The 25991-nt window shown below is 29.9% G+C and carries 28 protein-coding genes; 22 read left to right on the top strand and 6 right to left on the bottom strand.

Features of this window, described 5'->3' with window-relative positions:
- Nucleotides 1-51: 51 nt before the first annotated feature.
- The 6 genes from cofG to MAEO_RS08095 all read left to right on the top strand — a co-directional run bounded on the left by cofG (nucleotide 52) and on the right by MAEO_RS08095 (nucleotide 3429).
- Nucleotides 52-1122, top strand: coding sequence for a 7,8-didemethyl-8-hydroxy-5-deazariboflavin synthase subunit CofG (gene cofG, locus MAEO_RS04580; RefSeq protein ID WP_048062491.1), 1071 nt, complete (start codon nucleotides 52-54; stop codon nucleotides 1120-1122).
- Nucleotides 1123-1433: 311 nt separating this feature from the next.
- Nucleotides 1434-1730: a chorismate mutase gene (locus MAEO_RS04575; RefSeq protein WP_011973623.1), complete on the top strand. Its 297-nt coding sequence runs from the start codon at nucleotides 1434-1436 to the stop codon at nucleotides 1728-1730.
- A 112-nt stretch (nucleotides 1731-1842) separates the two neighbouring features.
- Nucleotides 1843-2034, top strand: a complete 192-nt coding sequence (locus MAEO_RS04570) for a 30S ribosomal protein S17e (RefSeq protein WP_011973622.1) — start codon at nucleotides 1843-1845, stop codon at nucleotides 2032-2034.
- A gap of 36 nt (nucleotides 2035-2070) precedes the next feature.
- The gene (gene dapA / locus MAEO_RS04565; protein WP_011973621.1) at nucleotides 2071-2937 is read left to right on the top strand and encodes a 4-hydroxy-tetrahydrodipicolinate synthase; all 867 of its coding nucleotides are present in this window, start codon (nucleotides 2071-2073) and stop codon (nucleotides 2935-2937) included.
- Nucleotides 2938-3012: 75 nt separating this feature from the next.
- Nucleotides 3013-3252: an Asp-tRNA(Asn) amidotransferase subunit GatC gene (gene gatC, locus MAEO_RS04560; protein WP_011973620.1), complete on the top strand. Its 240-nt coding sequence runs from the start codon at nucleotides 3013-3015 to the stop codon at nucleotides 3250-3252.
- Nucleotides 3253-3300: 48 nt separating this feature from the next.
- On the top strand, nucleotides 3301-3429 hold the full coding sequence (locus MAEO_RS08095) for a hypothetical protein (RefSeq protein ID WP_011973619.1): 129 nt from the start codon (nucleotides 3301-3303) through the stop codon (nucleotides 3427-3429).
- 241 nt (nucleotides 3430-3670) lie between these two features.
- Here MAEO_RS08095 and dph2 read toward each other — a convergent pair whose 3' ends face one another.
- Both dph2 and moaC read right to left on the bottom strand, forming a co-directional pair.
- The gene (dph2, locus tag MAEO_RS04555) at nucleotides 3671-4666 is read right to left on the bottom strand and encodes a diphthamide biosynthesis enzyme Dph2 (protein ID WP_011973618.1); all 996 of its coding nucleotides are present in this window, start codon (nucleotides 4664-4666) and stop codon (nucleotides 3671-3673) included.
- A gap of 156 nt (nucleotides 4667-4822) precedes the next feature.
- Complete coding sequence (gene moaC / locus MAEO_RS04550) at nucleotides 4823-5284, bottom strand: cyclic pyranopterin monophosphate synthase MoaC (RefSeq protein ID WP_011973617.1); 462 nt, start codon at nucleotides 5282-5284, stop codon at nucleotides 4823-4825.
- 91 nt (nucleotides 5285-5375) lie between these two features.
- On the opposite strand from moaC, the gene MAEO_RS04545 reads away from it, so the two are divergent.
- The 6 genes from MAEO_RS04545 (at nucleotide 5376) to MAEO_RS04520 (ending at nucleotide 11580) form a co-directional block, all read left to right on the top strand.
- Nucleotides 5376-5822 (top strand): ACT domain-containing protein, encoded by a 447-nt coding sequence (locus tag MAEO_RS04545; protein ID WP_011973616.1) that lies wholly within the window; start codon nucleotides 5376-5378, stop codon nucleotides 5820-5822.
- Nucleotides 5819-6382 carry a class IV adenylate cyclase gene (gene cyaB / locus MAEO_RS04540; protein WP_011973615.1) on the top strand — a complete coding sequence of 188 codons (564 nt, stop codon included), beginning with the start codon at nucleotides 5819-5821 and terminating at the stop codon, nucleotides 6380-6382. Before MAEO_RS04545 ends, cyaB begins: the two co-directional genes overlap by 4 nt.
- A 224-nt stretch (nucleotides 6383-6606) precedes the next feature.
- On the top strand, nucleotides 6607-8403 hold the full coding sequence (infB, locus tag MAEO_RS04535; protein ID WP_011973614.1) for a translation initiation factor IF-2: 1797 nt from the start codon (nucleotides 6607-6609) through the stop codon (nucleotides 8401-8403).
- A gap of 490 nt (nucleotides 8404-8893) precedes the next feature.
- Complete coding sequence (locus tag MAEO_RS04530) at nucleotides 8894-10429, top strand: DHH family phosphoesterase (protein ID WP_011973613.1); 1536 nt, start codon at nucleotides 8894-8896, stop codon at nucleotides 10427-10429.
- Nucleotides 10430-10465: 36 nt separating this feature from the next.
- The gene (locus MAEO_RS04525) at nucleotides 10466-10738 is read left to right on the top strand and encodes an RNA repair domain-containing protein (RefSeq protein ID WP_011973612.1); all 273 of its coding nucleotides are present in this window, start codon (nucleotides 10466-10468) and stop codon (nucleotides 10736-10738) included.
- Nucleotides 10739-10779: 41 nt separating this feature from the next.
- The gene (locus MAEO_RS04520) at nucleotides 10780-11580 is read left to right on the top strand and encodes a CBS domain-containing protein (protein ID WP_011973611.1); all 801 of its coding nucleotides are present in this window, start codon (nucleotides 10780-10782) and stop codon (nucleotides 11578-11580) included.
- Nucleotides 11581-11613: 33 nt separating this feature from the next.
- On the opposite strand, the gene MAEO_RS04515 is transcribed toward MAEO_RS04520, so the two are convergent.
- Both MAEO_RS04515 and hypD read right to left on the bottom strand, forming a co-directional pair.
- Nucleotides 11614-14283, bottom strand: coding sequence for a cation-translocating P-type ATPase (locus MAEO_RS04515; RefSeq protein ID WP_011973610.1), 2670 nt, complete (start codon nucleotides 14281-14283; stop codon nucleotides 11614-11616).
- Nucleotides 14284-14315: 32 nt separating this feature from the next.
- The gene (gene hypD, locus MAEO_RS04510; RefSeq protein WP_011973609.1) at nucleotides 14316-15437 is read right to left on the bottom strand and encodes a hydrogenase formation protein HypD; all 1122 of its coding nucleotides are present in this window, start codon (nucleotides 15435-15437) and stop codon (nucleotides 14316-14318) included.
- A gap of 361 nt (nucleotides 15438-15798) precedes the next feature.
- Here hypD and MAEO_RS04505 point away from each other — a divergent pair, with 361 nt between their 5' ends.
- From MAEO_RS04505 to MAEO_RS04465, 9 genes are all read left to right on the top strand, one after another.
- A complete protein-coding gene (locus tag MAEO_RS04505) occupies nucleotides 15799-16191 on the top strand; it encodes a nascent polypeptide-associated complex protein (RefSeq protein ID WP_011973608.1) in 393 nt (130 codons plus the stop codon).
- Between the two features lie 392 nt (nucleotides 16192-16583).
- A complete protein-coding gene (locus MAEO_RS04500; protein WP_011973607.1) occupies nucleotides 16584-17936 on the top strand; it encodes an AIR synthase-related protein in 1353 nt (450 codons plus the stop codon).
- A 346-nt stretch (nucleotides 17937-18282) separates the two neighbouring features.
- A complete protein-coding gene (locus MAEO_RS04495) occupies nucleotides 18283-19374 on the top strand; it encodes a cell wall-binding repeat-containing protein (RefSeq protein WP_011973606.1) in 1092 nt (363 codons plus the stop codon).
- A gap of 299 nt (nucleotides 19375-19673) precedes the next feature.
- On the top strand, nucleotides 19674-20729 hold the full coding sequence (locus MAEO_RS04490; protein WP_048062380.1) for a cell wall-binding repeat-containing protein: 1056 nt from the start codon (nucleotides 19674-19676) through the stop codon (nucleotides 20727-20729).
- A 40-nt stretch (nucleotides 20730-20769) separates the two neighbouring features.
- A complete protein-coding gene (locus MAEO_RS04485) occupies nucleotides 20770-21534 on the top strand; it encodes a DUF2202 domain-containing protein (RefSeq protein WP_011973604.1) in 765 nt (254 codons plus the stop codon).
- 4 nt (nucleotides 21535-21538) lie between these two features.
- Nucleotides 21539-22489: a hypothetical protein gene (locus MAEO_RS04480; RefSeq protein ID WP_011973603.1), complete on the top strand. Its 951-nt coding sequence runs from the start codon at nucleotides 21539-21541 to the stop codon at nucleotides 22487-22489.
- A gap of 41 nt (nucleotides 22490-22530) precedes the next feature.
- Nucleotides 22531-22770 (top strand): hypothetical protein, encoded by a 240-nt coding sequence (locus tag MAEO_RS04475; protein WP_011973602.1) that lies wholly within the window; start codon nucleotides 22531-22533, stop codon nucleotides 22768-22770.
- Nucleotides 22771-22789: 19 nt separating this feature from the next.
- Nucleotides 22790-23071, top strand: coding sequence for an ArsR/SmtB family transcription factor (locus MAEO_RS04470; protein ID WP_011973601.1), 282 nt, complete (start codon nucleotides 22790-22792; stop codon nucleotides 23069-23071).
- 4 nt (nucleotides 23072-23075) lie between these two features.
- Complete coding sequence (locus MAEO_RS04465; protein WP_011973600.1) at nucleotides 23076-23798, top strand: 4Fe-4S binding protein; 723 nt, start codon at nucleotides 23076-23078, stop codon at nucleotides 23796-23798.
- Between the two features lie 41 nt (nucleotides 23799-23839).
- On the opposite strand, the gene MAEO_RS04460 is transcribed toward MAEO_RS04465, so the two are convergent.
- Nucleotides 23840-24247, bottom strand: coding sequence for a DUF483 domain-containing protein (locus tag MAEO_RS04460; protein WP_232202554.1), 408 nt, complete (start codon nucleotides 24245-24247; stop codon nucleotides 23840-23842).
- Nucleotides 24248-24309: 62 nt separating this feature from the next.
- Nucleotides 24310-24444, bottom strand: coding sequence for a hypothetical protein (locus MAEO_RS08090; RefSeq protein WP_269593221.1), 135 nt, complete (start codon nucleotides 24442-24444; stop codon nucleotides 24310-24312).
- Between the two features lie 295 nt (nucleotides 24445-24739).
- Here MAEO_RS08090 and MAEO_RS04455 point away from each other — a divergent pair, with 295 nt between their 5' ends.
- The gene (locus MAEO_RS04455; RefSeq protein ID WP_011973599.1) at nucleotides 24740-25855 is read left to right on the top strand and encodes a DUF362 domain-containing protein; all 1116 of its coding nucleotides are present in this window, start codon (nucleotides 24740-24742) and stop codon (nucleotides 25853-25855) included.
- Nucleotides 25856-25991 lie beyond the last annotated feature (136 nt).

Genomic DNA, 25991 nt, shown 5'->3' with positions numbered 1-25991 from the left:
GAAGCGAAGCTTCTATACCCAAATCAAAGATTTGAGGATTTCCTATCGGAAATGGTGGAATTTCTAAATTCAAAAAATCCACAAGATATAATTGATAAATTAAGTCTGATAAATAATAATGGAAATAAAAATATCGGTAATGGCAATAAAACCAATAACAAAAAATATATCACTTACTCAAAAAATGTATTTATTCCAATATGTAATTGGTGCAAAAACATTTGCGGATATTGCACATTTAGGAGAGAAAACTACAAACTGATGAATAAACAGGAAATAAAAGAAATATTATTAACTGGAAATAAACATGGTTGTAGGGAGGCATTATTTACCTTTGGTGAAACCGTAGACGAAAATCCAAAAATAAAAGAAGATTTAAAGAAAATGGGATACAACAATATTTTAGAATATTTATATGATATTTCCGACTGGTGTTTAACTAATACGGACCTATTGCCACATACAAATTGCGGGATATTATCCTATGAGGAATTAAAAACATTAAAAGAAGTAAATGCTTCCATGGGGCTCATGCTTGAAAATTCTAGCGATAGGCTGTATAATACGATAGCCCACAAAGATAGCCCCGGAAAAGAACCAAAGAAACGATTAAAAATGATTGAAGATGCAGGAAAACTCAAAATACCTTTTACAACTGGAATATTGGTTGGTATTGGGGAAACCAATGAAGAAATTGTTCAATCATTAGTTGATATTAACAATATTCATAAAAAATACGGTCATATTCAAGAAGTAATTATTCAAAATTTTAGGGCAAAGGAAAGCATTCCTATGAGTAATTATGAAGAACCAACTCCTTTAAAAATGTTAAAAGTGCTAATTGTGGCAAAATTAATATTAAAAGATATATCTATTCAAGTTCCTCCTAATTTAAATTCTGAAACAGGTCAGCTGTTTTTATTTGCTGGTGTTGATGATTGGGGAGGGGTGTCGCCCATTACAAAAGATTTTGTAAATCCAGAGGCACCATGGCCAAAAATAGAGGAATTAAAAAAATATACCGAAGAATTTGGATATTCGTTAAAAGAAAGATTGCCAGTTTATGAAAAATATATCAATGAAAATTGGTTAAGTTGTAAAGTTTTAGAAAAAATAAAATAGTAAAAACTTAAAAAAGGTAGATTCAGGTCGGGTAAGTTTCATCATAAAATCAGACAACCCTCTTTTCATCATTATCTACTTTAAGCATGTGTTCGCATGTCCATATATATTATTAATATGGAGCTCCCTGAAATATTAAAATATTATATATTTATTTTACATATTATTCATAGGTTATATAGTTATCCACAATAATAGAATACTTTTATTAGTTATACTTAAATAATATATTATAATATATATCTTTTATAGAATAATATTTTATCATTTATTTATTATATTTATTGATTACAAATATTTTGGAGATAATAATGACAAATCCAAAAGATAGACTTAATATTATTAGAAATAGAATAAATGAAATAGATGAGCAATTAATTAAATTAATGGCTGAAAGAACCCAGTTTGCGGGAGAAATAGCAAATTTAAAATCCGAATTAAACATGCCCATAAATGATGAAGAAAGGGAACACCATATTAAAGAGACTATAAAATCATTATGCAATAAATATGATTTTGACTCAAATTTGTCTTTGGAAATATTGACTTTATTGATGGAGCATAGCAAAGAACTTCAAAAAAAGGCATGTGAAAAGAAAAATATTTAAATAATGATTGCAATATATGGTTGGTTAATATATTTTCGGTAAATTGAATAAAACACAAATATGTAAATATATTATATAATAAATAAATAGGAGCTCCTATACAGGTGATAACTTGGGAAGAATTAGACAAACATTTATTAAAAGAGCAGGGGAAGACCTTGTAGAAAAATATGAAGACAGATTAACCACAGATTTTGAAACAAACAAAAAAGTTATAGATGAGGTTGCAGAGATAGCTACCAAAAGACTTAGAAATAGGGTTGCAGGATATGTAACTAAAAAAATGAAAAAAGTCGATGCATAATCAGTATGGTAGGTATATGTCTTAATTGGTGATTTTATGCAAGGAGTGTTTCCTGCAATTATTACTCCATTTAAAAATGGGGGAGTAGATTACGAAGGTTTAGAACAAAACATAAACTTTTTAATCGATAATGGAGTTAATGGCATAGTATCAGTTGGAACAACTGGCGAATCTCCTACTTTATCCCATGATGAACACAAAAAGATTATTGAAAAATCCGTTAGTGTATGTGATGGAAAGGTGGATGTTATAGCTGGTGCTGGTTCAAACTCAACAGAAGAGGCGATTGCACTTTCTCAATTTGCGGAAGATGTTGGTGCTGATTCTGTGCTATTAATAACTCCTTACTATAATAAACCCACCCAGGAAGGATTAAAACAGCATTTCTCTAAAATAGCGGAATCAATAAATATTCCGATAGTATTATATAATGTTCCTTCTAGAACAGCTGTAAATCTCCAACCTGAAACTATAAAATATCTATATGAGGAATACAGCAACATTACAACTGTTAAAGAAGCAAATCCAGATTTATCCCATATATCGGATGTTATAAATTCATGTGATATATCTGTGCTTTCTGGAAATGATGAATTAACCTTGCCCGTAATATCTCTCGGAGGTAATGGGGTTATTAGTGTTGTTGCCAACATAGTTCCAAATGAATTTGTCCAAATGGTAAATTATGCTAATGAAGGCAAATTTAAAGAGGCTCGTGAAATACATTATAAATTATTTAATCTTATGAAGTCCTTATTTATTGAAACTAATCCTGTGCCAATAAAAACCGCAATGAATTTATTAAATATGCCTGCTGGTGATTTACGACTTCCATTATGTAAAATGGAAGAAGAAAATAAATTTAAATTAGAAACAGCACTAAAAGAGTATGGGTTGTTATAAATAATACGGCCATACAAAAATTATAAATAGTTATAAATATATTATGGTATATTATAATTTATTTATGTGGTTTTTATGATAGATATTGAAAAAATACAAAAACAGGCAGAAGAAATTGTTGAACAGTTTTCAACAGTTCTTGAAAGCTTTGAAATTGATAGTGAGGAAGAATATTATATTCTTGACACTAAAAATGTTTTAAGGGAAGATGATATTTCTAAGTTGGATACTTCATTTAAACACGATGCCTTAAAAATTGCCCCCAAAACTAAAGACGACTATATTGTCGTGGAAAAAAGTAAATGGAGCAATTAATTTATATGATTATAATTAATATTGATTATATGATAAAATATTATAAATTTGATAAAATTAATCGAGTGTGATACTATAAAAAGAAGTTCAAGAAGATGGAAAAAGAAAGGTCAAATGAGATGGAGCCACTATAAAAAGAGAATTAGAAGAATGAAAAGAGATAAAAGAAATAACTAATTAAATTAATTTTACTATTTTTTGATTTTATATTTTTATTACAATTTGCTATTTTTATCATTATTATATATAGCCAATCTTCGAACTTTTTCATACAGGGGATACGCAGATAAGACTGTATTATGCATAATACATACAATATTAAACCTATAATTATTTAATTATTTTGGACTATCATAGGACAGTTTTTGAAGATTGACTATAATTGGACAAAATTATTTTATAATTTTGTTAATTGAACCTAGGGTTCGAAATCATCAAATAATATTTCGTCAAAAACATATTCAAAATCTTTTTTAATATACATTTCAAACTCTTTAGGGGTTAATAATGTTTTATTGTAATTTAAATAATCATCTAACACAATTCTAGGACAGGCACATATAATATATGCAGACACATCATAAAATAAATTATCTGGTGAGGCATTATTTAATATAATCGGCATATATTCAATATTATTGTCTTTTAATAAATTTATTATTTTATTGTATACATTTATTCTATTTTGCCCTTTTTTAGTGGATAAAACAACTCCAATTTTTTTAGGTGGATTTATTAATAATTTTGAAATGGCCCCAATTCTTTTTTTAATAAATTTATTTACTTCCTCTTCTGATATGGCAGAAAACTCTTTGGATGTCGGATTAAATAAATTCACAGATTTTTTAAATTTATAACATAACATTAATGGGTGAAATCGCCCCGTTCCAATATATAATATTTTGCTGTTTTCTGTTTCTTTCTCTGTTCCCTGTTCTAATTCTGATTTTGGTTTATTGGATATATTTGCCCTACAACCAAGAATTATATTTGGATTATATTTTTTTAACAATTCTTTAAATTGTATTGTGGTTGTAATTATGGTGTTTGGATTATTTTGTAAATATTCATCTATTTTATTTAATATATTGTTTTGTTCAATTTCATCATAAATATAGTAGCAATGTATGAAAATTGTTGGTATGTCTGGTTTTGCATATGGGAGCTCCTCATGCCCATAGTGAATTATTAAATCAATATTATTATATTTTAATTCATGGTCGCATAAATCACATGCACCATAGCATGGAGCTCCCCACATTATTAAATTTTTAGTGCTGTTAAAATAATCATTTATTTTTTCTATTTCTTTTTCAACGGCTAATTTTAAACCTTCTGGTGCATGAAATACTATATTTTTCCCATTTGATTTTTCTATTTCTTTTATTACTCTGTCGGTTTCTAAATTCCACATAAATATCCTACTCGATCTGTATTTTAATAATGGAGTATAGTCAATCTTCGGTCTTTTTCAGTTGGGTATATTAATAAAGCTAACTCATTATTATTACTAAAATACCCATTCATAATAATTTGGACAAACAAGGGACAGTTCTTGAACTTACTATAATTATTCATTTTTAATTTTTTCAACTACTTTTATTCCATATATTTCAGTTTCAGGATATTGCCCGGCTTCATCTTTTTCTATGGCCTTTACCATGTCCCAGATGGTCAATAGTGCTGTGCTAACACCACATAAAGCTTCCATTTCTATGCCTGTTTTATATGTTGTTTTTACCGTTACAATTGCCTCAATTTTGTCATCATATAATTCAAAATTAACTTTTATTGAAGTAATTGGTAAGGGGTGGCACATTGGAATGGTATTTGATGTATTTTTTACTGCCATTACTCCCGCAACCTGTGCCGTTGTCAATACATCTCCTTTTATTACTTCTTTTTCTTTTATTTTTTCTATTGTAGAAGGTTTTAATTTTATATATCCTTTTGCAGTGCATATTCTTCCAACATCTTTTTTATTGGATACATCTACCATTTTTACGCCGTTTTCATCTACATGAGTTAGCAATTTATCACCACGAAATAATATAATAATACTCAATAATAAATAATAGATAATAATATTATATATATTATAATATTATTATATATGTGATAACATGGAGCTCCAAGGAACTACTAAAAATATAATGGAACAATTATTAAAATACAATACTACAAAAGATATAGCTCAACAATTAAACCTTCACCCAAAAAATGTAGATAGATATATTCGAGTTTTAAGGGATTTGGGGTTATTAACTACGAAAAAAGGCAGGTCTGGCGGAGCATATTTAACAAAAGAAGGAATATATTTGGTTGAAAAAAATAAAATAAGTTTAATTACTACAAAAGTTCAAATAATAGCAAAAGATAGAATTGGGCTTTTGGCAGATATATCTTTAAATATCTCAAATCTGGGTGGCAATATATTATCCACCACACTTGAAAAAGAAGGGGATAATATTGTAATAATATGGCTTACAGTTGAAAATATTGCAATTAATGAAATAATAGAATTAAAAAATATTTTAAAGGAAGATATTAAAAAATTGGTGGTAGTATGATAGAGGTAGAGTTAAAGGCAAAAATGGAAAAAATGGAAATTCCAAATTTTATAAATAATATAATTGAAATGGGATTTAAAAAAATCGCAAAAAAGAAAGAAATTGATACATATTTTAATGGAATAGATAGGGATTTTAAAGAAACCGATGAAGCCGTTAGAATTAGGCAGTCAATAAATCTTGACAGCCAAGAAACTTATTATAATATTACTTATAAGGGAGCTAAAATAGATAGTATATCAAAAACAAGGGAAGAATTAGAGATAAAAATAGATGACGGGGAAACAGCACGAAAAATATTTGAAAGACTTGGATTTAAACCAGTGAAGCCCATAACTAAAATAAGAGAAATATATCAAAAAGAAGAACAGGATATAATAATAACCATCGACGAAGTTGAAAATGTTGGAACCTATGTTGAATTTGAAAAGGTTGTCAATGATTTATCTGAAAAAGAACAGGCCATTAATGAATTATTTGAGATACTGAAAAGTTTAAATATTAGTAAAGACAAACTAGTCAAAACATCTTATTTAGGATTGAGGGATAACAATGGATAAAAAAAAGTTTTTTGCGATAATTGTTGCATTGGCGATGGTTTTTTCAGCAATTCCTATATTTTTAATGAGTTTCTAATGTGATATAAATAAATATATATAATATAAATCTCATATTATTTTAGATATATTATTAGATAACAACATATTATTTTATTTTTATTTTTAACGGTTATTATGTGATTATAGTGATATTATTTTATTTTTATTTTTAAACGGTGATAGATATGGCATTAAGATGTCCAATAGTTAGTGTTCTTGGTCATGTAGATCATGGAAAAACAAGTTTGCTCGATAAAATTAGAAAAACGAGGGTTACACAGAGAGAGGCAGGGGGAATTACTCAACACATCGGGGCAAGTGAAATTCCAATAGATATTATAAAGAAAATATCAAAGGATTTAATTAAAATGTTGGGTGCAAATTTAACCATTCCCGGAATATTAGTTATAGATACACCGGGGCATGCAGCATTTACTTCACTCAGAAAAAGAGGGGGAGCTCTGGCAGATATTGCAGTATTGATTGTAGATATAAATGAAGGATTCATGCCCCAAACAATAGAGGCACTAAATATATTAAAACAAAATAAAACTCCATTTGTAGTTGCAGCAAATAAAATTGATAGGTTGCCGGGGTGGAGCTCCGTAGATGGGGCATTCATTACAAACTTTAACGAACAGAAACAGCACCCAAATGCTTTAACAGAATTTGAAATTAAGTTGTATGAAAATGTGATAGCACCTCTGGCAGAAAGGGGATTTGAAGCCGACCTTTTTTCCAGAGTAAAAGATGTTTCAAAAACCATAAATATTGTGCCAATATCTGCAATGACGGGGGAGGGAATCCCTGATTTACTTGTTATGATTTCCGGTCTTGCTCAAAGATTTATGGAACAAAATTTAAAATTAAATGTAGAAGGATATGCCAAAGGAACAGTTCTTGAAGTTAAAGAAGAAAGAGGGCTTGGAAAAACCATGGATGCCATAATTTATGATGGCGTGGCAAAAAGGGGGGACTACATTGTAATAGGAAATCCCGACGGAATTGTGGTTTCTAGAATAAAGGCTCTTTTAAAGCCAAAGGCACTAGATGAAATGAGGGACCCGAGGGATAAATTTAAAACAATGAATGAAATTAGTGCTGCAACTGGTCTTAAAATATCTGCCCCTGATTTAGACAATATTATAGCAGGTAGCCCTTTAAGAATTGTGCCAAAAAATATGGTGGAACAGGCAAAAGCCGAAATTGTGGAAGAGATAGAGGAAACAGCCATACAACTAGACGAAGAAGGTATAATTATAAAGGCAGATACTCTTGGTTCATTGGAGGCACTTGCAACAGAATTAAGAAAGGTAGGTGCAAAAATCAAAAAGGCAGAAGTTGGAGATGTTTCAAAAAAAGATGTAATCGAAGCTTCATCTTATGCTCAAACTAATCCATTAAATGGGGCAATTATATTATTTAACTCAAAACTATTGGCAGATGCAAAAAGTGAAGTAGAAAAATATGAGATAAAAACATTCGAAGGAGACATTATTTATAAACTTGTTGAAGATTATGAAGAATGGACAAAAGAAATGAAAGAATTATTAAAATCAGATGAGTTTAATAGATTAACAAAACCCGCCATATTGAGAATAATTCCCGGATGTATTTTTAATAAAACAAAACCCGCCATTTGTGGCGTGGAGGTAGTATATGGAACGCTGAGAGTTGGCTGTTCTGTTGTAGATGAACAGGGTAAAAGATTAGGGACTGTTAAAGAAATTAAAGATAAAAAACAGGAAAATATAAAAGAGGCAAAAGTTGGAATGGAGGTTCCAATTTCTATTGATGGAACTGTAATTCTTGGGAGACATATCGGGGAAGATGATATTATGTATGTGGAGCTCCCTGAACCAGAGGTAAGAATATTATCTCATAATTATATGGGCGAGTTAAGGGGGGACGAAAGAGAGGCATTTGAAAGATATGTGGAATTAAAAAGAAAGTTAGAGAACAATCCATTCTGGGGAATTTAATTAATTTTTAATTCAATTTCCTTATATTTATATTTCAAATATGATGTCAATATTAATAATATACATATATGTTAATAATATATATGTTCAAGAACTTATTATATTAACAAATCCTACTGTGTATGGATATTAAGTTGATATTATATATGGTTCGTTCGGGAACTTTTTGTATAACTGGTTTATATAATAAATTTAAATATTATTATAGTAAATCTTCGGTCTTTTTCAGGCGATATACAATAAACTCAAATTATTAGGTTATTGAATTAGATTAATAAATAGTTTGGGACAGATAAGGACGGCCATTGAAGATTAACTATATTTTACCATAATACAGACATATTTTATATATGCTGGGACAGTTAAATAACCTTCTTTCCGAATATACTGTAATGCATCTTAATCTTTTTAACTAATAGATAACAAACTTTCTGAACATACTATATACCTTAATTATTTATAAATATTAATAATTCCTATGAGGGAACTTATGATAATTGTTATAGGATATGGGACATTTGGTCGTAAAGTAGTGAATAATACTAAAGCCATAGATAAAATTTCAGTAATTGACAGTAATGCAGTTGTATTTGAATCTGTTGAAGAGGCTGAATTTAATTTTATTGTGGGCGATGCTACCGACGAAACCATATTAAATAAGGCAGGTATTAAAGATGCCGACACTGTTATAGTATTAACAAATGAAAGAGAAACAAATAAAAAAATCGCGAAATTAGTTTCTAAGCTAAATCCAAAGGCATATTTGATAGTCAGAAATATTGTGCAATATCCTGATTTATACAGTGGTATTGAAGTCCATAAAATAATTTACCCTGTGGATTGTGCGGCTCATGAGATATTATTGGAAATTGAAAAATCAAAATTAAGAAGAAAATTAATAGATTTAGAAGAAATTGTTAAAGACATTAAAAAGAGATATAATTCTAAAACTTCCAATATCGTCCCCTCCAAAAGTAAGGGGGAAAAGTACAGTACTGGTTCTAAGGATAATAATGTCATCAATGGAATTGATGCCAGTAAATCCGATGATAATAAGTTAGCCCCCTGTTTAATAATTATGCACAACAACCCAGACCCAGATTCAATAGCTAGTGCAATGGCTTTAAAAACAATAATGATGAAATGGGGTGTGAGTTCAGATATAGCCTATGGTGGAAAAATAGGTTTTGATGAAAATAAGGCAATGGTTAATTTGTTGGGTGTAAAATTAACGCCTATTGACAATATTGATATAAGTAATTACGAAGGTGTTGCCGTTGTAGATACATCTTCTTCGAAAATAATACCTATTGATACAACTTATAAAATTGATATTTTATTGGACCACCACAATAATGGAGATTTAACTGCAAATTATATGGACATAAGGCCAGATATTGGCGCAACTGCTACTATTTTAACAGAATATTTAAGTCATTTGAACATAGTGCCAAAACAGAAATTGGCAACTGCATTATATTATGCAATATGTACAGATACTAACTATTTTAAAAGAAAAACATCTAAAAAAGATTTTGATGCTGCGGGATATTTACAAGATTTGATGGACCCGAAAACGCTAGACTTAATTGAGAACCCCGACATGGATACAGAAAGTATGGAGGCTCTTGCAAGAGCAATAACTAATAGGAATATAATTAAAAATAATATAGCTTTGTCTTATGTGGGACATATTAAAAACCGTGATGCTTTACCAAAAGCTGCGGATTTTTTGCTTAAAATGGAAGGCATAACTACAACTTATGTATTTGGAATATCTGAAAATAAGATACATATTAGTGCAAGAACCAAAGATTTAAGAATAGATATCGGTGAAATAATGAGGACAGCATTTGGTGGGGGAGGGCATCAATCATCAGCTGCTACAAGTATAGACCTCGGAATATTTGAATCAGTCTCAGATAAAAAATCACTTAAAAATTTGGTTGAAGAAGCAATTAAAACAAGAATATTGGAGGCCATGGGTATTGATGAGACGGATTCCACTAAAAAATATGAGGAATAAACACATATGCATTAGGGGGTTAAGGTGGATGATATTATGCTTAAAGAGCTAATAAATAAAATATTATGGCATCCTGATTATGACGCAAAGGATTATGAAATAACCTATCTGCATAGGGCAGGAGATAAAGAAAAGGGAGACAAATCAATTTCTTTAACTAAATCTATATCTATGGAGAATATGTTAATAAATGATTCTTTCATAATTTACGAAGAGGGACCTATAACAAGACATATCCCATTTCATAGGATTTTGAAAATTAGAAATAAGAAAACTAAGGAAATATTATATGAAAAAACCATAAAATAAAAAATAAAAAATATATCAAATAAATCATTAAGGGGAGCTCCATGGTGAAGGTAAAAGAATATATGACAAAAACCGTAGATGTTGTTACACCTAATAACACAGCAGGGGAAGTAATAGACTTAATAAAAAAAACTACACATGATACTTTTCCGGTAATCGAAGATAATAAATTGATTGGAATTATTTCAGTTCATGATATATTTGATGTAGAAAAATCTGAAAAAATAGAAAATCTAATGACTAAAAGAGAAAAAATGATTATTACAAGACCTGATGCACCAGTTCGAGATGTTGGTAGGATAATGTTTAGGACGGGTTTTTCAAAGCTCCCTGTTGTGAATGATAATAATGAATTGGTAGGGATAATCACTAATACAGATGTAATTAGGTCTCAAATCGAGAAAACCACCCCTTTAAAATTAAATAAAATAGTAAAAACCTACGAAAATTTAGGTTATAAAATTAGGGTGGATGAGGGAATAATACCAATAGATAAACTTAAACCAACACAGTCAAAGATATATGCTGATGAATTATGTGGGCGAGAGTATGAGTTGAAGATGGGGCTTGCAGAACCAATAATTGTCATTAAAACAAAGGCAACAAAAGATAAATATATATTAATTGATGGACATCATAGGTCGGTGGCATGTTATATGTCTAATATCCCTACACTAAATGCCTATGTGATTATGGTGGATACCAATAATAAATTAGGGATAGAAAAAACAGCTGAAAAACAAGGTTTGAAAAGTTTAAAAGATGTTAAAGTAATCGATGAAGATAAAAATGATTCATCGGATATTTATAAATTGAATTCTAAGTTGGAACACCAAAGATAATTTTTCTTTTAATTTATTATTTATCTTCTATCATTATTTATTGCTATTTTTAAATTTGTTATGTATTTTAATGAATTCCATAAATATAACTGTTGAAAATGATGCTATTATGCATATAATCCAATCTTTTAAATTGAGTGATGCAAATTTAAAAATTTCTTTTAAATAAGAAATATTTAAGATACCTATTGTTATTATTGCGATAAATGATATGGCTATAATTAGCATTTTATTTAATGGATAATCTATTTTAAATATGGATTTATCGAGCGATATAAAGTTAAATGTGTTAAATATTATCATTCCAACCACTACACTAAATGCCATGGTTCTTGCATATTCTATATTTTCCAATGGATTGGAGAAAATAAATACTCCAAAAACTACAACCGTCATAAATATGGCTAAACTGGAAACTAAATATAAATTCATTTTATTAAGTATGTTTTGTGTCTTTCTTGGGGGTTTATCCATAATTTCTTTTCTAACGGGGCTCATTCCAAGTGATATGGCAGGTAGTTCTTCACCAACTGCATTTATAAATAAAATATGTAATGGCAATAACGGCAGATAATCAAATCCAAATATAAATATTCCAATGGCTATAAGGATAACCTGCATAAAATTATGGGATACTAAATAACAGGTGAATTTTTCTATATTTTCATAAATATTTCTACCTATCTTAATGGCCTCCACTATCGTGGCAAAATTATCATCTTGAAGTATCATATCACTTGATTCTTTTGCAACATCTGTTCCCTTTTTGCCCATTGCTATGCCTATATCCGCTATCTTTAAAGCAGGAGCATCATTAACACCATCGCCGGTCATAGCTACGATATGTCCTTTCTTTTTCAATGACTTTACAATTTTAAGCTTCTGTTCGGGCACAACTCTTGCATATATGCTAACAGCATCAACAATAATGTCAAATTCATCTTCGCTTAAACTATCCAATTCAGTTCCTACAATAGTTCCCTTTTTAATTATATTTTTTACTATATCTGAATCATTTATTTTATTTTCATCTTCATCTTTAGTATATATGCCAATTTTTTCCCCTATTGCTTTTGCAGTTTCTTCACCATCGCCGGTTATCATTATAATTTCTATGCCTGCTTTTTTGCATGATTTAACTGCTTCATATACTCCTTTTTTGGGGGGGTCTATCATTCCTATGAGTCCTAAAAAAGTTAAATCTTTCTCTATAATATTGTCATTTAAATTATCTATATCATAATTAGAAATTTTTTTATATGCTACTCCAATAACTCGATAAGAAGAACCTGCCAAATCGCTGTTTGTCATTAATATCTCTTCAATAGTACTCCCATCAATCTCTTCAATTTCATTATTTTTTTCAATAAATTTACAGGTATTTAATATTACTTCGGGAGCTCCCTTTGTGAATACTATTGATTCATTATCATTTATGCGATGAACGGTTGTCATTAATTTTCTTTTAGATGTAAATGGTATTTCATGTATTTTCAGATATTCTGCATCTAAATTATGCTTCCACAACCCTATTTTTGTTCCTACAACGGCAAGTGCCACTTCCGTAGGGTCTCCCAACATATCAGTTTCGATGGTTTCAGGAGATATTGGACTGGTTATTTGGGCATTATTGCATAACGAAACAGCCTTTAATAATAAAATTAGATTTTTTTCTTCATCGGGCTCTATTTTTTTACCTTCTTTTAAAATATATTCTTTTGATTCGCTGTCAATTGTCCCAATGTCATAAAATTCGCCATTTACATAAATTTTCTCAACAGTCATTTCATTTTTTGTTAATGTTCCTGTTTTATCTGTGCAAATCACAGTAACTGAACCAAGGGTTTCAACTGCAAGCATCTTTCTTACAACTGCATTATGCTTTGCCATATTATGCATACCAAGAGATAATGTAAGAGTAAGGGCAAGGGGAAGTCCCTCAGGAACAGCAGCCACTGCAAGAGCCAATGCAACCATTAACATACTATAAATGGGAGCTCCCATAAAAATACCAAAACTAAAAATGAGAATACAGGCCAATAGGGCAACAAATGATAAAGTTTTTCCTAAATTATGTATTTTTATTTGAAGTGGGGTTTTTTCTTCTTCTTTTTCAACCATCTCCGCAATTTTTCCAAGTTCTGTTTTCATGCCCGTATTAATTACGGTGGATTTACATGCTCCATGCACGACCTGAGTTCCAGCAAAAATTAAATCCTCCTTAGATTTTTTTACAACATTACTTTCGCCAGTTAAAATTGACTCATCAACTTTAAATTCTCCTGAAGTTGTTATAATTTTTGCATCAGCAGGAATTTTATCGCCCATTTTTAAAACTAAAATATCCCCCGGAACTACTTCTTTACTAAATATCTCACATGCCCAACCGTCCCTTATAACTTGGGTTTTATATTGAATGAATTTTTTTAAAGATTCCATGGCCTTTTCAGCCTTATATTCTTGAACAAATCCCATCATAATAACAAAAATTATTAAAAATAATATCATCCAAAAATTAAGCATCTCGCCGATATAAGCCGATATGGCCATAGCTACAATAAGAACCCACACTAAAAAATTACTAACAAATTGTCTAACTAATATATTAAACCATGTTATTTTCTTTTTTACCTCTAATTCATTGTAGCCATATTTCTTTAATCTTTCTTCGGCTTCCTGTGCGGTTAAACCCAGATATCCCATAAATATCACACCACAAAATATCACAATATTAATTATAATTTATTATGGTATTTATAAAATATTCTGCATGTTCCCTCGTCTGAAACCATACAACTACCTATTGGATTCATTGGATTGCAGGGAGCTCCGAACAATTTACAGTCAGTTGGTAATTTTTCTCCCCTCAATATTTTACTACATATACAGGCTTTGTTTATTTTTTCTTCAATTACAGGGAGCTCCTCTATATTGTGTATATCATATTTTTCATATTCTTCTCTTAATTTTAATCCTCCATCGGTAATTACTGGAAAACCCCTCCAAGCTACATCGCAAGGTTCGAATACTTTATTTATAATTTTTTGAGCTACAATATTTCCTTCCTCCCTAACCCCTCTTTTATAGGCATTTTCTACTTTTGCCTCCTCATTTATCATCTGTTTTAATATTAAAAATATAGACATTAAAACATCAATTGGTTCAAATCCTGCAACCACCATTGGAGCTTTATATTTTTCACAAGGTGCATAATATGGTTTTAATCCAGTAATAACTGAAACATGCCCGGGACATATAAATCCGTCCATATTTACAGTTCCCTCTCTTAATAAGAAGTCCATAACTGGTGGAGTTTGCCTATGGCAGTTCAATATATGGAAATTATCTATGGTTTTATTATTTTTTATATTGTCTTCATTATTGTTGTAATTATTTAAACTAAGGAGCTCCGAAGCCGTAGTTGGTGCAGTGGTTTCAAATCCTATTGCCACAAATACAACCTTTTTATCTGGATTTTCCTTTGCAAATTTAACGGCATCCCCTATACCATATACTATTTTTACATCGGCCCCCTCTGATTGAAGTTGCATCAATGATTTTTCACTTCCTGGAACTCTATACATGTCCCCGAGTGTGGCAACAGTATATCCTTTTTCTGCTAAATATATGGCCTTATCAATTTCTTTTTGGGTTGTAACACATACAGGACAGCCCGGACCCGGTATAACAGTTATATTATTTGGCAATACATCTCTTATTCCATATTTGCATATTGTATGTTCATGAGAACCGCATACATGCATTATTTTTACATCTTTGTTTAATTCATCTGCTAATTTTTTAATTCCCAATATTGATTTTTTAATTAATGTTTTGTCATTAACATTTTGGAGCATAATTATCACATTAATAAACTTATTATTATAAATATTAAAATATTATAAACATTTGGACATTAATAAAATATATAAAAGATAAATAGGTATGTATTAAATTAATAATCATTCAATATAATATATCATATATGTTATACATACAATTTAATATATTTGATATAATATGTATCATATTATATTAAAATCATTATAATTATAATATATCTCATTACGGTATTAGTATGTTCAAGTCTATTCTCTAAATATTCTATGGTATTTTATTATATTAACTAACAAAATACAAAATAGGGGAGCAAATATAATGAGTGTAAGTTGTTCCCGAACATACTATAAATTATGTAAATAATAAAAAGGTGAAAATATGTTTCCGGGAAGAATGAATCCAAAAATGATGAGACAAATGCAAAAAATGATGAGCGATATGGGAATGGATTCCAAAGATATTAAGGTATTAAAAATAACCATGGAATTAGAAGATAAAATAATGGTATTTGAAAAACCAAAAGTTCAAGTAATGGATGTAATGGGAAATAAAACATATACCATAACAGGAAGAGCTAAAAATATCAAAAAAGACGACATAAAAGCTGAGCAGAAAGAACAAATAAAAGACGAGGAAGTTAAATTGGATATTACTAAGGAAGATATCGAAATGGTGGTAAATCAGTGCGAAGTTTCCGAAGAAGAGGCTAAAAAAGTATTGGAAGAATGTAATGGAGACATAGCCGAAGCAATTTTAAAATTAAGTCAATAAATATATAGGTTTAAATCAATTTTTATAATGTCCTTTTATAGTTAATCTTCAATAACTGTCCTTATTCGTCCTATTTCAATCGTTTCCTTTGGAAACGATTTACAGTCTCTAAATTTTCCAATGGAAAATTTATACTGCCGTAAAAATTCCTTCGGAGTTTTGAGAAATTAGGACGCATATTTACTTCGTTTTTTAGTAATATAATACGGATTTTGCCCTTTTTAATTAGGGTATATTTATGAAAACGACCGAAGATTGACTATAATTGGGATTTTTAGCAGGAGCTCCCAATATATCATATTTTTATTTTTATCATTATTCTATTTTTATAAATGAATATATAATTATATAACCATATAAATAATTAATATATTAATCAATTTGGTGTAATTATGGATATAGAAGGCTATGTAAAAAGATGCCTAAATAATAAAATTCCCGAAAATAAAATAATCGAAGATGGATTCAAAAGAATCACTGAGATAAAAACAGATATAAGCGAAGATATTGCAAAAGAATTTGTAAATGCAGTTATATCGGAAGTAAAAACTATAAATTCATATAAATCTATTAAAGATAGTAAATTAAAATATTTATTGGATTGCATTGAATCCGATGTAAAAATGGGGGAAATGGGCGGAGGTAGCCGAGGAGAAGGGGATTTTTTCATACACAAGCAAATAGCCAGAATAATAGAGAGCACAAACCAAAATACAATAGTAGATAGTAGGGAACAAGACGACGGAGGAGTTGTAAGGGCAGATTCAAAATATACCGTTGTGGCAATTGATGGGACTCACTCACGATTAAGCGATTTTCCTTTTTTAGCAGGTTTTCATGTTTGTAGGGCATGCCTTAGAGATGTTTTTGTAATGGGTGCAGACCCTGTTGCACTTATAAGTGATATCCATTTGGCAGATGATGGGGATGTGTCAAAGATATTTGATTTTACAGGCGGTATTTGTGCAGTATCTGAGGCAATAGGTGTTCCATTGGTTGCAGGAAGTACACTAAGAGTTGGGGGAGATATGGTATTGGGAGATAGAATGGTGAGTGCAGTTGGTGCAATCGGTGTTATAAATGATAATCTACCAACCTCGCGAGTTAGAGCAGAAGTTGGAGATGTAATTTTAATGACCGAAGGAAGTGGTGGAGGAACAATATCCACAACGGCATTATATTATGGAATGTTTGATGTAATTTATGAAACACTCAATGTGGATTTCTTAAAGGCATGTAAAAGTCTAATTGATAACAATTTATTAAAATATATCCATGTAATGACTGATGTGACAAACGGGGGGCTTAGGGGGGATGCCTACGAAATTTCAAAAACTGCAACCGTTTCATTGGAAGTAGATAAGGATAAAATATATAATTTAATAAATCCAAAGGTTTTGGATATGCTGAATAAATTGAATATTGACCCATTGGGCGTTTCTATTGATAGTTTATTAATTATTGCACCAAAGGAACATGCAGATATAATTATGGAAAAAACAGGGGCAAAAATAATCGGGGAAGTAAAAGAAGGAAATATTAGTTTCGTAATTGAGGATGGTAAAAAAATACCGCTTATTCCAGAATTTAGGGAGGCTGCATACACCCCAGTTAAAAAAGTAGTCGAAAAAATGAAACCAAGCACAGAAGAATTTGAGATTATGAAGGAAAAGGTTAAAAAATCATGCGATGACGCCATTAAAAAGAAAGAACTTGTAAAGGAATTATTGAATAAAAACATTTAATTAATTTTTTATTTTAATTTAGTCAATCGTATATTGGACATATTTAGTCAAAACATATGGAACAATATGAAATAATATTAACTGTATGGTTGCAAATAACTACAATTTCTGCCCATTTGACAATAGTCATTTATATGGTGCGTCCTACGATTGCCCATATCTTTATTTTTACAATTATATTTTTATAATTGTGTATATTTTTTACATAACTCAATAATCTATATATACCTGTTTCATAATATAGTAATGTGTAGTAAAAATACTACATATAAACGAATTATAAAACAAAGAATTAAATATATGGAAATCTAAAGAAATAGAATGTAAAAGAAGCTTGGTGAAATATATGCTAAAAAAACTGATATTATTGCTAACTCTGATTGTAGTGCCAATGGTATCTGCGACGGATGTTATTTTAGTAAGTGACAATCATGCAGATTATGTGGCTGTGGAAGGTGTAGCTAAGGCAGTTAATGCAACGGTAATAAAGACACCGTGGGGCATTTTCAACGAAAGCGTTTTAGATGAAATAAGATCATTGAATCCTAATGATGTTATTGTTGTAGGGGGTCCGATGGCAGTTGTTGAAAACTACACAAAAGAATTAGAAAATATAGGAATTGAAGTTGAGAGAATTGCTGGGGAAAATAGATACGAAACCAATGCAAACCTTGTATTGAAATTTAAGCATATGTTTGGAAATGGAACTACCGTATATGTTTACCATGGAGACGATATAGCATTGAATGGAACATTTCAAGGAATGGATAAACCACTCTTGGTATTACTTACAAATGGGGTTAATTTAACGGTAGATCCTGAAGATTTAGACCTTGAAATTGAGGAAGTTGAAGTGATGGACAGTCCACTATATAACGGTTCATTAGTAGCAGAAAAATTTAAAATGAAAGGAGCTAATGTAAAAATTAATGCTGTTCCACAAGACAAAATAGAAGTTATGATGGAAAATAAAATCACCGCACTTAAAATGAAAATCGATCTATTGAAAAGTCAAGGAATAGATGCATCAGAACTGGAAGATAAGTTAGAAGAGTTAGAAAGCATATTGAATGAAACTGAAGAAGCAATGGATGGGGACAAATACGAAGAGGCCTATAAATTAATGGTAGAACTTCAAGGAGAACAGATGGCAATGGTTGTTAGAGCTCACGAGATGGACGATGACCACCATGAAATGCATAAGGAAACACACAATGAGCTCAATGACACCGAAGATAACCATCAAGAGATACACAAAGAGATTGGCGATGAAATCATGGATAGAAACCATGATAACCAGGAAATGCATCAAGAGATACACACCGAAATACACTCAGAAATTAACGATACTGAAGATAACCATCAAGAGATACACAATGAAATGCACAATGAGCGCGAGGGCATGGAGCATGATGGGAAGGATAATGACAATGAATAATTAATTTTAAATTATTTTTATTTTTACTATCAGTTGTGTAAATTGGTGACAATATGGTGACGCAATGAGGAGTTATTACCTTAGTTTTTGCATATCCCACTAATGACCAAGGAAGCATTATTTAAAATGCACAATTGAATCATGTTATTGTGGTAATGACACCTGAGAAGATGGATGTTGTGGATAGCTCACAGATTATGGTTTAGGGTACAGACATGGAGCTTAGAACTGTATATATAATAACAATTATATCCAATAATATATTATATGTTAATGTTACAATCTATGAGGTGATGAATATGCTAAAAAAATTAATGGTGCTTTTATCGCTAATAGCACTATCGGCATCAGCAGTATATGCAACAGATGTCGTATTGGTAAGTGATAATTATGCAGACCAAACAGCAGCTTTGGGAGTTGCAAATGTATTAAATGCAACAGTAGTTACTACAACATGGGGAATATACAACGAAAGCGTAATTGACGAAATAAAATCACTTAATCCCGACAAAGTAGTAGTAATCGGTGGAAATTTAGCAGTTGTTGATGATTATATTGTCGCATTGGAAAATGCGAGTTTAACAGTTGAAAGAATAGGCGGTCAAACAAGATACGACACAAACGCAAATATTACGATGAGATTCCAAAATGAGTTTGCTCATGCCTATGGGAATGCAACAATCTGCGTTGCTCATGGAATGGATGATATATCACTGAACGAAACAATGGCAAGAGTAAGAGACGGTCATTATTTGGTATTATTATCAAACGGCACAAACTTATCAGTAGAACCTGAAAGATTACATTTAAGAACTAACAAAGTGGAAGTAATCGAAAATCCAGTTTACTCTTACAATCATTCAGCAGTGGTAAATAGATTGAGAAATAAGGGGCTTAATGTGGCTGTTCAGAACATTCCAGAAGACAGAGTAAAATTGACAATACAAAATAGAATAAGACACATGGAAATGAAAATTGAAATGTTAAAAGAACAGGGAATAAACACCACTGAATTAGAAGAAAAATTAAATGAAGTTAATGAATTAATGAATCAAAATAAATACCAAGATGCATACAGAATAGTTTTACAGTTAGAAGGAGAACAGATGGCAACGATTAGGTTGCAATTACATGCTGGCGGCCATGGTAAAATGATGGGGAATGCAAACATGAATAATATGGGCAACATGGGAGCTCCTATGAGCCACCAAAATATTGGAAATGCAGGAACTCCTGCAAACACCAACGCACCTATGAACCATCAATATGAAAATACCACAGTAGGAAATGCAGGAGCTCCACACATCAATCATCAAAACATGAAGGACGGGGGCATGACAACTGCACAACACTGACGGATTTCTTTTTTATTTTTTAAATTTTAATGGTGATATTATGAAATATATCTTAAAATTAATAGTTATATCATTAGTTGCTTCCGCAGTTCTTTTGGCAGGATGCATATCTCAAAATACAGATACTCAGATGCCAGATAATCAAATACAAAATAATAATCAAGTTGATTACCATCAAAATCAAATGGGCATGGGACAAGGAGGAATTGTAAATAATAATGGGGATGTAAATGTTAGCTTAATGTGTGAGAATATTGATGCACTCCCGCAACAGTCAATAAGTGAAGAAGAAAAGGAAGGATTAATTGAAATGAGAGAAGAAGAGAAATTGGCAAGAGATGTTTATTTAACATTATATGATAAGTGGAAATTACAGATATTCAAAAATATTGCTAATAGCGAACAAACCCATACTGATTCAGTAAAATATCTATTAGAAAAATACAATATCCCAGACCCAGTTGAAAGTGAAGAAGTTGGAAAGTTCTCAAATCCAAAATTTGAGGAATTATATAATAATTTAGTTGAAAAGGGTAGTCAGTCAGCTGTTGATGCGTTGATAGTTGGGGCAACTATTGAGGATTTAGATATTGCCGATTTAGAAAATTGGATAAGCAAAACCGATAACGAAGACATAAAATTGGTTTATGAGAATCTAATGAAAGGTTCAAGAAACCATATGAGAGCTTTTGTTAGAATGTTAGATAGTTACGGAGCAAATTACACCCCACAATACATAAGCAGTGAAGAATATGAACAAATACTAAGCAGCTCAATGGAGAGGGGAGGAGGCCCTAACAGGTGAGATTATGAAAAAACTATTTTTTATTTTTTTTAGTGTGTTTTTGATATTGTCGTCTTTAAGTACAATTTACGCATGGGATGACTGCCCTTATGGAATTACCGATTCATCATGCACATTTCCAGGAGAGTGTGGGAAATACATTGACACAAACAATAATGGTATTTGTGACCACAGTGAACCAGCTCCTACTATGAGCGGAGCTCCGTCAAACATACCGCCAACATTAACAACAAGTGAAGGAGTGATGTCCGAGGATGTTATTGATAAATATGTTCCAACACCAAGTAGTGAGCTGAAAAATTATACCCTAAAACAGGTATGCGAAGAATATAATATAAGTCAGGATTGTTTAATTAATTCTTTAAAATTAAAAATAAACGAAGTTATCAATAGTGAAAACACATTAACTGGCGATATACAAATTACAGAAGAAATAATCGATAAATATATAAACATATCTGGAAGTGGGTTAAAGAGCTACACCATAAAACAAATTTGCGAAATGTATAATATAAACCCAGAGGATTTAAAGAGAAATTTGGGGGTATCCGTAGATGATGATACCACATTTGATATCATTAAAAAAACTTATGGTATATCTCCATCAAAGTCCAAAGAGGCAATACTTAAATGCTTAATTGATAAAGGAACTGTGGTTTTAAATAATAGTGAGGTTCAAAATTCAATTTACAAAAATAACGAATTAAAAGAAAAATTAATTAATGAATTAAGTGAAAATACCACATTAGGCGAAATTAAAGAAGTTTATGGATTATCTCCAACAGACCTTAAAGAGGCAATAATTAACTGCATGATTGATGAAGGAATTGTTAGTATAAATAGCACAAATGTCTCCGCCAATAGTGATAATTTAAATACTTCCGAATCCATAATTGATAAAATAATAAGATTCTTACTCACAGAAATAAATTTAAGAAATTTATTTAACTTTTAATTAATATATCAATTTTAGTTTTTAATTGAGGTGGAGATATTATGCCTTATGGTGTTGGAAGTAATAACATGGGAGGAGATATTATGCAAACTGCAACAGGACATTTCTTCGGATATGAATGGGATATCGTAATAATACTTTTGGTAATTATTATAATAATGTTGGCGTATTTGATATTTAAAAAACCAAGTAGTGATATAGAATTGGCAAAAATAGAAAAGGATACTGTGGAAATAAAGGAAACAGTTAAGGAGTTGAAGAAAAAATGGGATGAAATTTAGTGAGGAATTTAGTGATTTTATGAATTTGGAAAAAACTGTTAAAATGGGAGATGCATTATCTAATATTACAAGAATTAAAATAATTCATCTTTTGAATAAAAACCCCATGAATATTTATGAAATGGCAAAAACACTAAATCTATCAAGACCAGTGATATATACCCATTTAAAAAAATTGGAAGAAGCTGATTTGGTAGAAAGTGATTTAATATTGGAAGAAGCTAGGGCTAAAAGAATATATAAATCAAAGGAATTTAAATTTTACATTGACAATGATAAAATAGATGAATTTTTCAAGTGATATTATGGATAAACTACAAACTATTAGAAAAATAGTTCAGTCGGCATTTTTTATAAAATTTGTAATTTTATCGGTCTTTCTTTCAAGCTTCTTTTGTCTGTGCATTTTTGGATACATTGAACAATTCATATTACTGGGAAGTATTTATTTCGTTCCAGTGGTGATAGTAATATCATTACTTACACTAATTTTTGGGAGACTATTCTGCGGTTGGATGTGTCCATTGGGTTTTATTTTTGATTTAACTTATAAATTGAGAGTTAAATTATCCAGGTTAAAAAAACTTCCCGAAGTTCCCAAAAATATCCATAATAAATTAATATATTTAAAGTATGTAATTTTAATATTATTCATCATATTGACATACTATTTGGCAACATATACTTATTGTTCGGTATGTCCTATCGGAGCTCTAACAAATTTATCTGGGACATTGCTTTCGTTTATTATCCTTATTGGAGTTATATTACTTGGATTTATATATCCAATGGCATTTTGCAGATATCTCTGTCCAATAGGGGCATTACTTGGGATATTTTCTATAAAACCATTATTTAAACTAAAATTAAATAATAAATGTGTTAATTGTAAATTATGCGAAAGAAAATGTCCAGTTCAGATAAATCTAACCAAAAACATAGACCAAACGGAATGTATAAGATGTTTTGAATGTGTTTCAAGCTGTAAAAAAGATGCAATTGATTTTAAACCATTTTTTAAACGGTAAATAATAGATATAGATATAGTAATAATAATAATAATTATTACTTATAATAATATAATTTTTTCATAATATTCACCATATGCTCCATGATAGTGGGGGAGCTCCTGGCTTAACTTATTTTCCAATTCAATTATATTGATCTGTTCATCATAAGAAACAATATTAATCAAATTTCTTTCAATGGCATTTTTACAGTTTAAACTACATGGTATAAATCCTGATGGCATTATTATTGCACATTTATCCTTTACATTAATTTTACCGTTTATAACTTCGTTTTTTATTTCTTTTTTTATCAATTCGGCCTCTTTTAGATGTTCAGCATCTATTCCAAATCTCGCAGTTTCAAATGATTTAACACAACAATCCGGATAATTCATAAGGGCCCCATAGTCTTCGATATTGTTAAGTCCGCTATATACTCCTAATTCGGAAGAAACATACGGATCTATCGCAGGCCTAACTGATGGATTGTATTTTTTTACTATTTCGAGCTGTTTATTAAGTCTATATACTAATATTCGTATTTTTGGTCATCCATTTTCTGTATTATTGTATCTATTCGTTTTATGCCAGATTTTCCTTTTTTCGCATTTGTTATTTTATTTAATATTTCCTCGATAGAATTAACTCCATTCATGATTTTCATAATATCACACGGTATAATATAAAAAATGATAAAATAATAAATAAAATAAAGATAAATGTATTAAATTAATATTCAATAATATAATCTATAATATATAAAAATCTATAATATATAAAAATCTATAATATATAAAAATCTATAATATGGCGTATTCAAAATATATGTTCTTTTATATCCTATTGTACCTATATGGTATTTGCAATAATAATGATAATAAAAAAAATATTGGAACATACCATATATTTAGGCGTAAATAGTTCTTGAATGTACTACAAATATTTTTTACGGGGATAGAATGGAAGTTTATTATTCAAAAATAGAAAATTATGGTTCACTAAATAATAAAAATAAAATATTGGATAAAGTTTTTAATAATTTAAATTTAAAGGAATATAATAAAATATTAATAAAACCAAATGTGTTGGGGCCTTATCCACCAGAACGAAATGCAACTACACATCCGCTATTTTTGGAATGGGTTATATTATATCTTTTAAATAATGAAGTGGATAAAAATAAAATAATTGTGGGAGATTCTTCGGGATATAATACAAAAAACTCATTTGAAGTATCGAGGATAAAAGAAATTTGCGAAAAACATAATATAAAATGGCTACCTTTTGAAGGTGATGAAACAGTTGAAATAGAAGTTATGGGAAATGAATTGCACCTCCCAAAATCATTAGTAGATAGTGATTTAATAATAAATTTACCAAAATTAAAAACACATATACTTATGAAATACACAGGAGCAGTTAAAAATTTATATGGTTGTATCCCGGGGGGAATGAAACCAAAATTACATGGAATATATAGTAAAGAAAATGATTTTGCAAAATTTGTCGGGGAGCTCCACAATGTCATAACAAAAAATAAAAAAACAATATCTATAATGGACGGCATTAATGGAATGGAAGGAAATGGACCAAGCAACGGTAAAAGTATAAACTCAAAGATAGTAATTGCCTCAAATAGTGCCATTGCAGTTGATATATTGGCTTCTCAATATATGGGATATAATGAAAATGACATAATTACAAATAATATTTTAAAAAATGGTGCTAAATTAAACATATTATGTGTGGATAATAATGACAACGACAGCAATAACGACAATCCAATAGATATAAACGAAATACCTAAAATGAAATTCAAAAAGCCAGATACTTATTTTATGATGTCAATATTGCCACCAAAAGTTATAAAATTAATATTTTCAATTATGGTTCAAAAACCAAAAATACATAAAAGAAGATGTAGAAAATGCAAAATTTGTGAAATGGTATGCCCGGTAAATGCCATAACAATATCTAATTTTAAAGTTGATGCCAAAAAATGTATAAATTGTTATTGTTGCCACGAAATGTGTGGTTTTGATGCAATTATTCTAAAAAGGAGATTATTTAATTAAAAATTATTTTAAAAAGTATATTGAATTTAGAAAAACAAATTTTAGTATAATATATAATGAAGCCAAATCTAAACAAATACTTTTTAAATACAATAATAAGGAAGATATAAATCATATGTTGAAGTATGCAAAAATA

This window comes from Methanococcus aeolicus Nankai-3, from assembly GCF_000017185.1.
GTDB lineage: Archaea > AGJL01 > Methanococci > Methanococcales > Methanococcaceae > Methanofervidicoccus > Methanofervidicoccus aeolicus.
The sequence above is the reverse complement of the archived record's forward strand: the minus strand, read 5'-3'. Positions and strand labels throughout refer to the sequence as shown.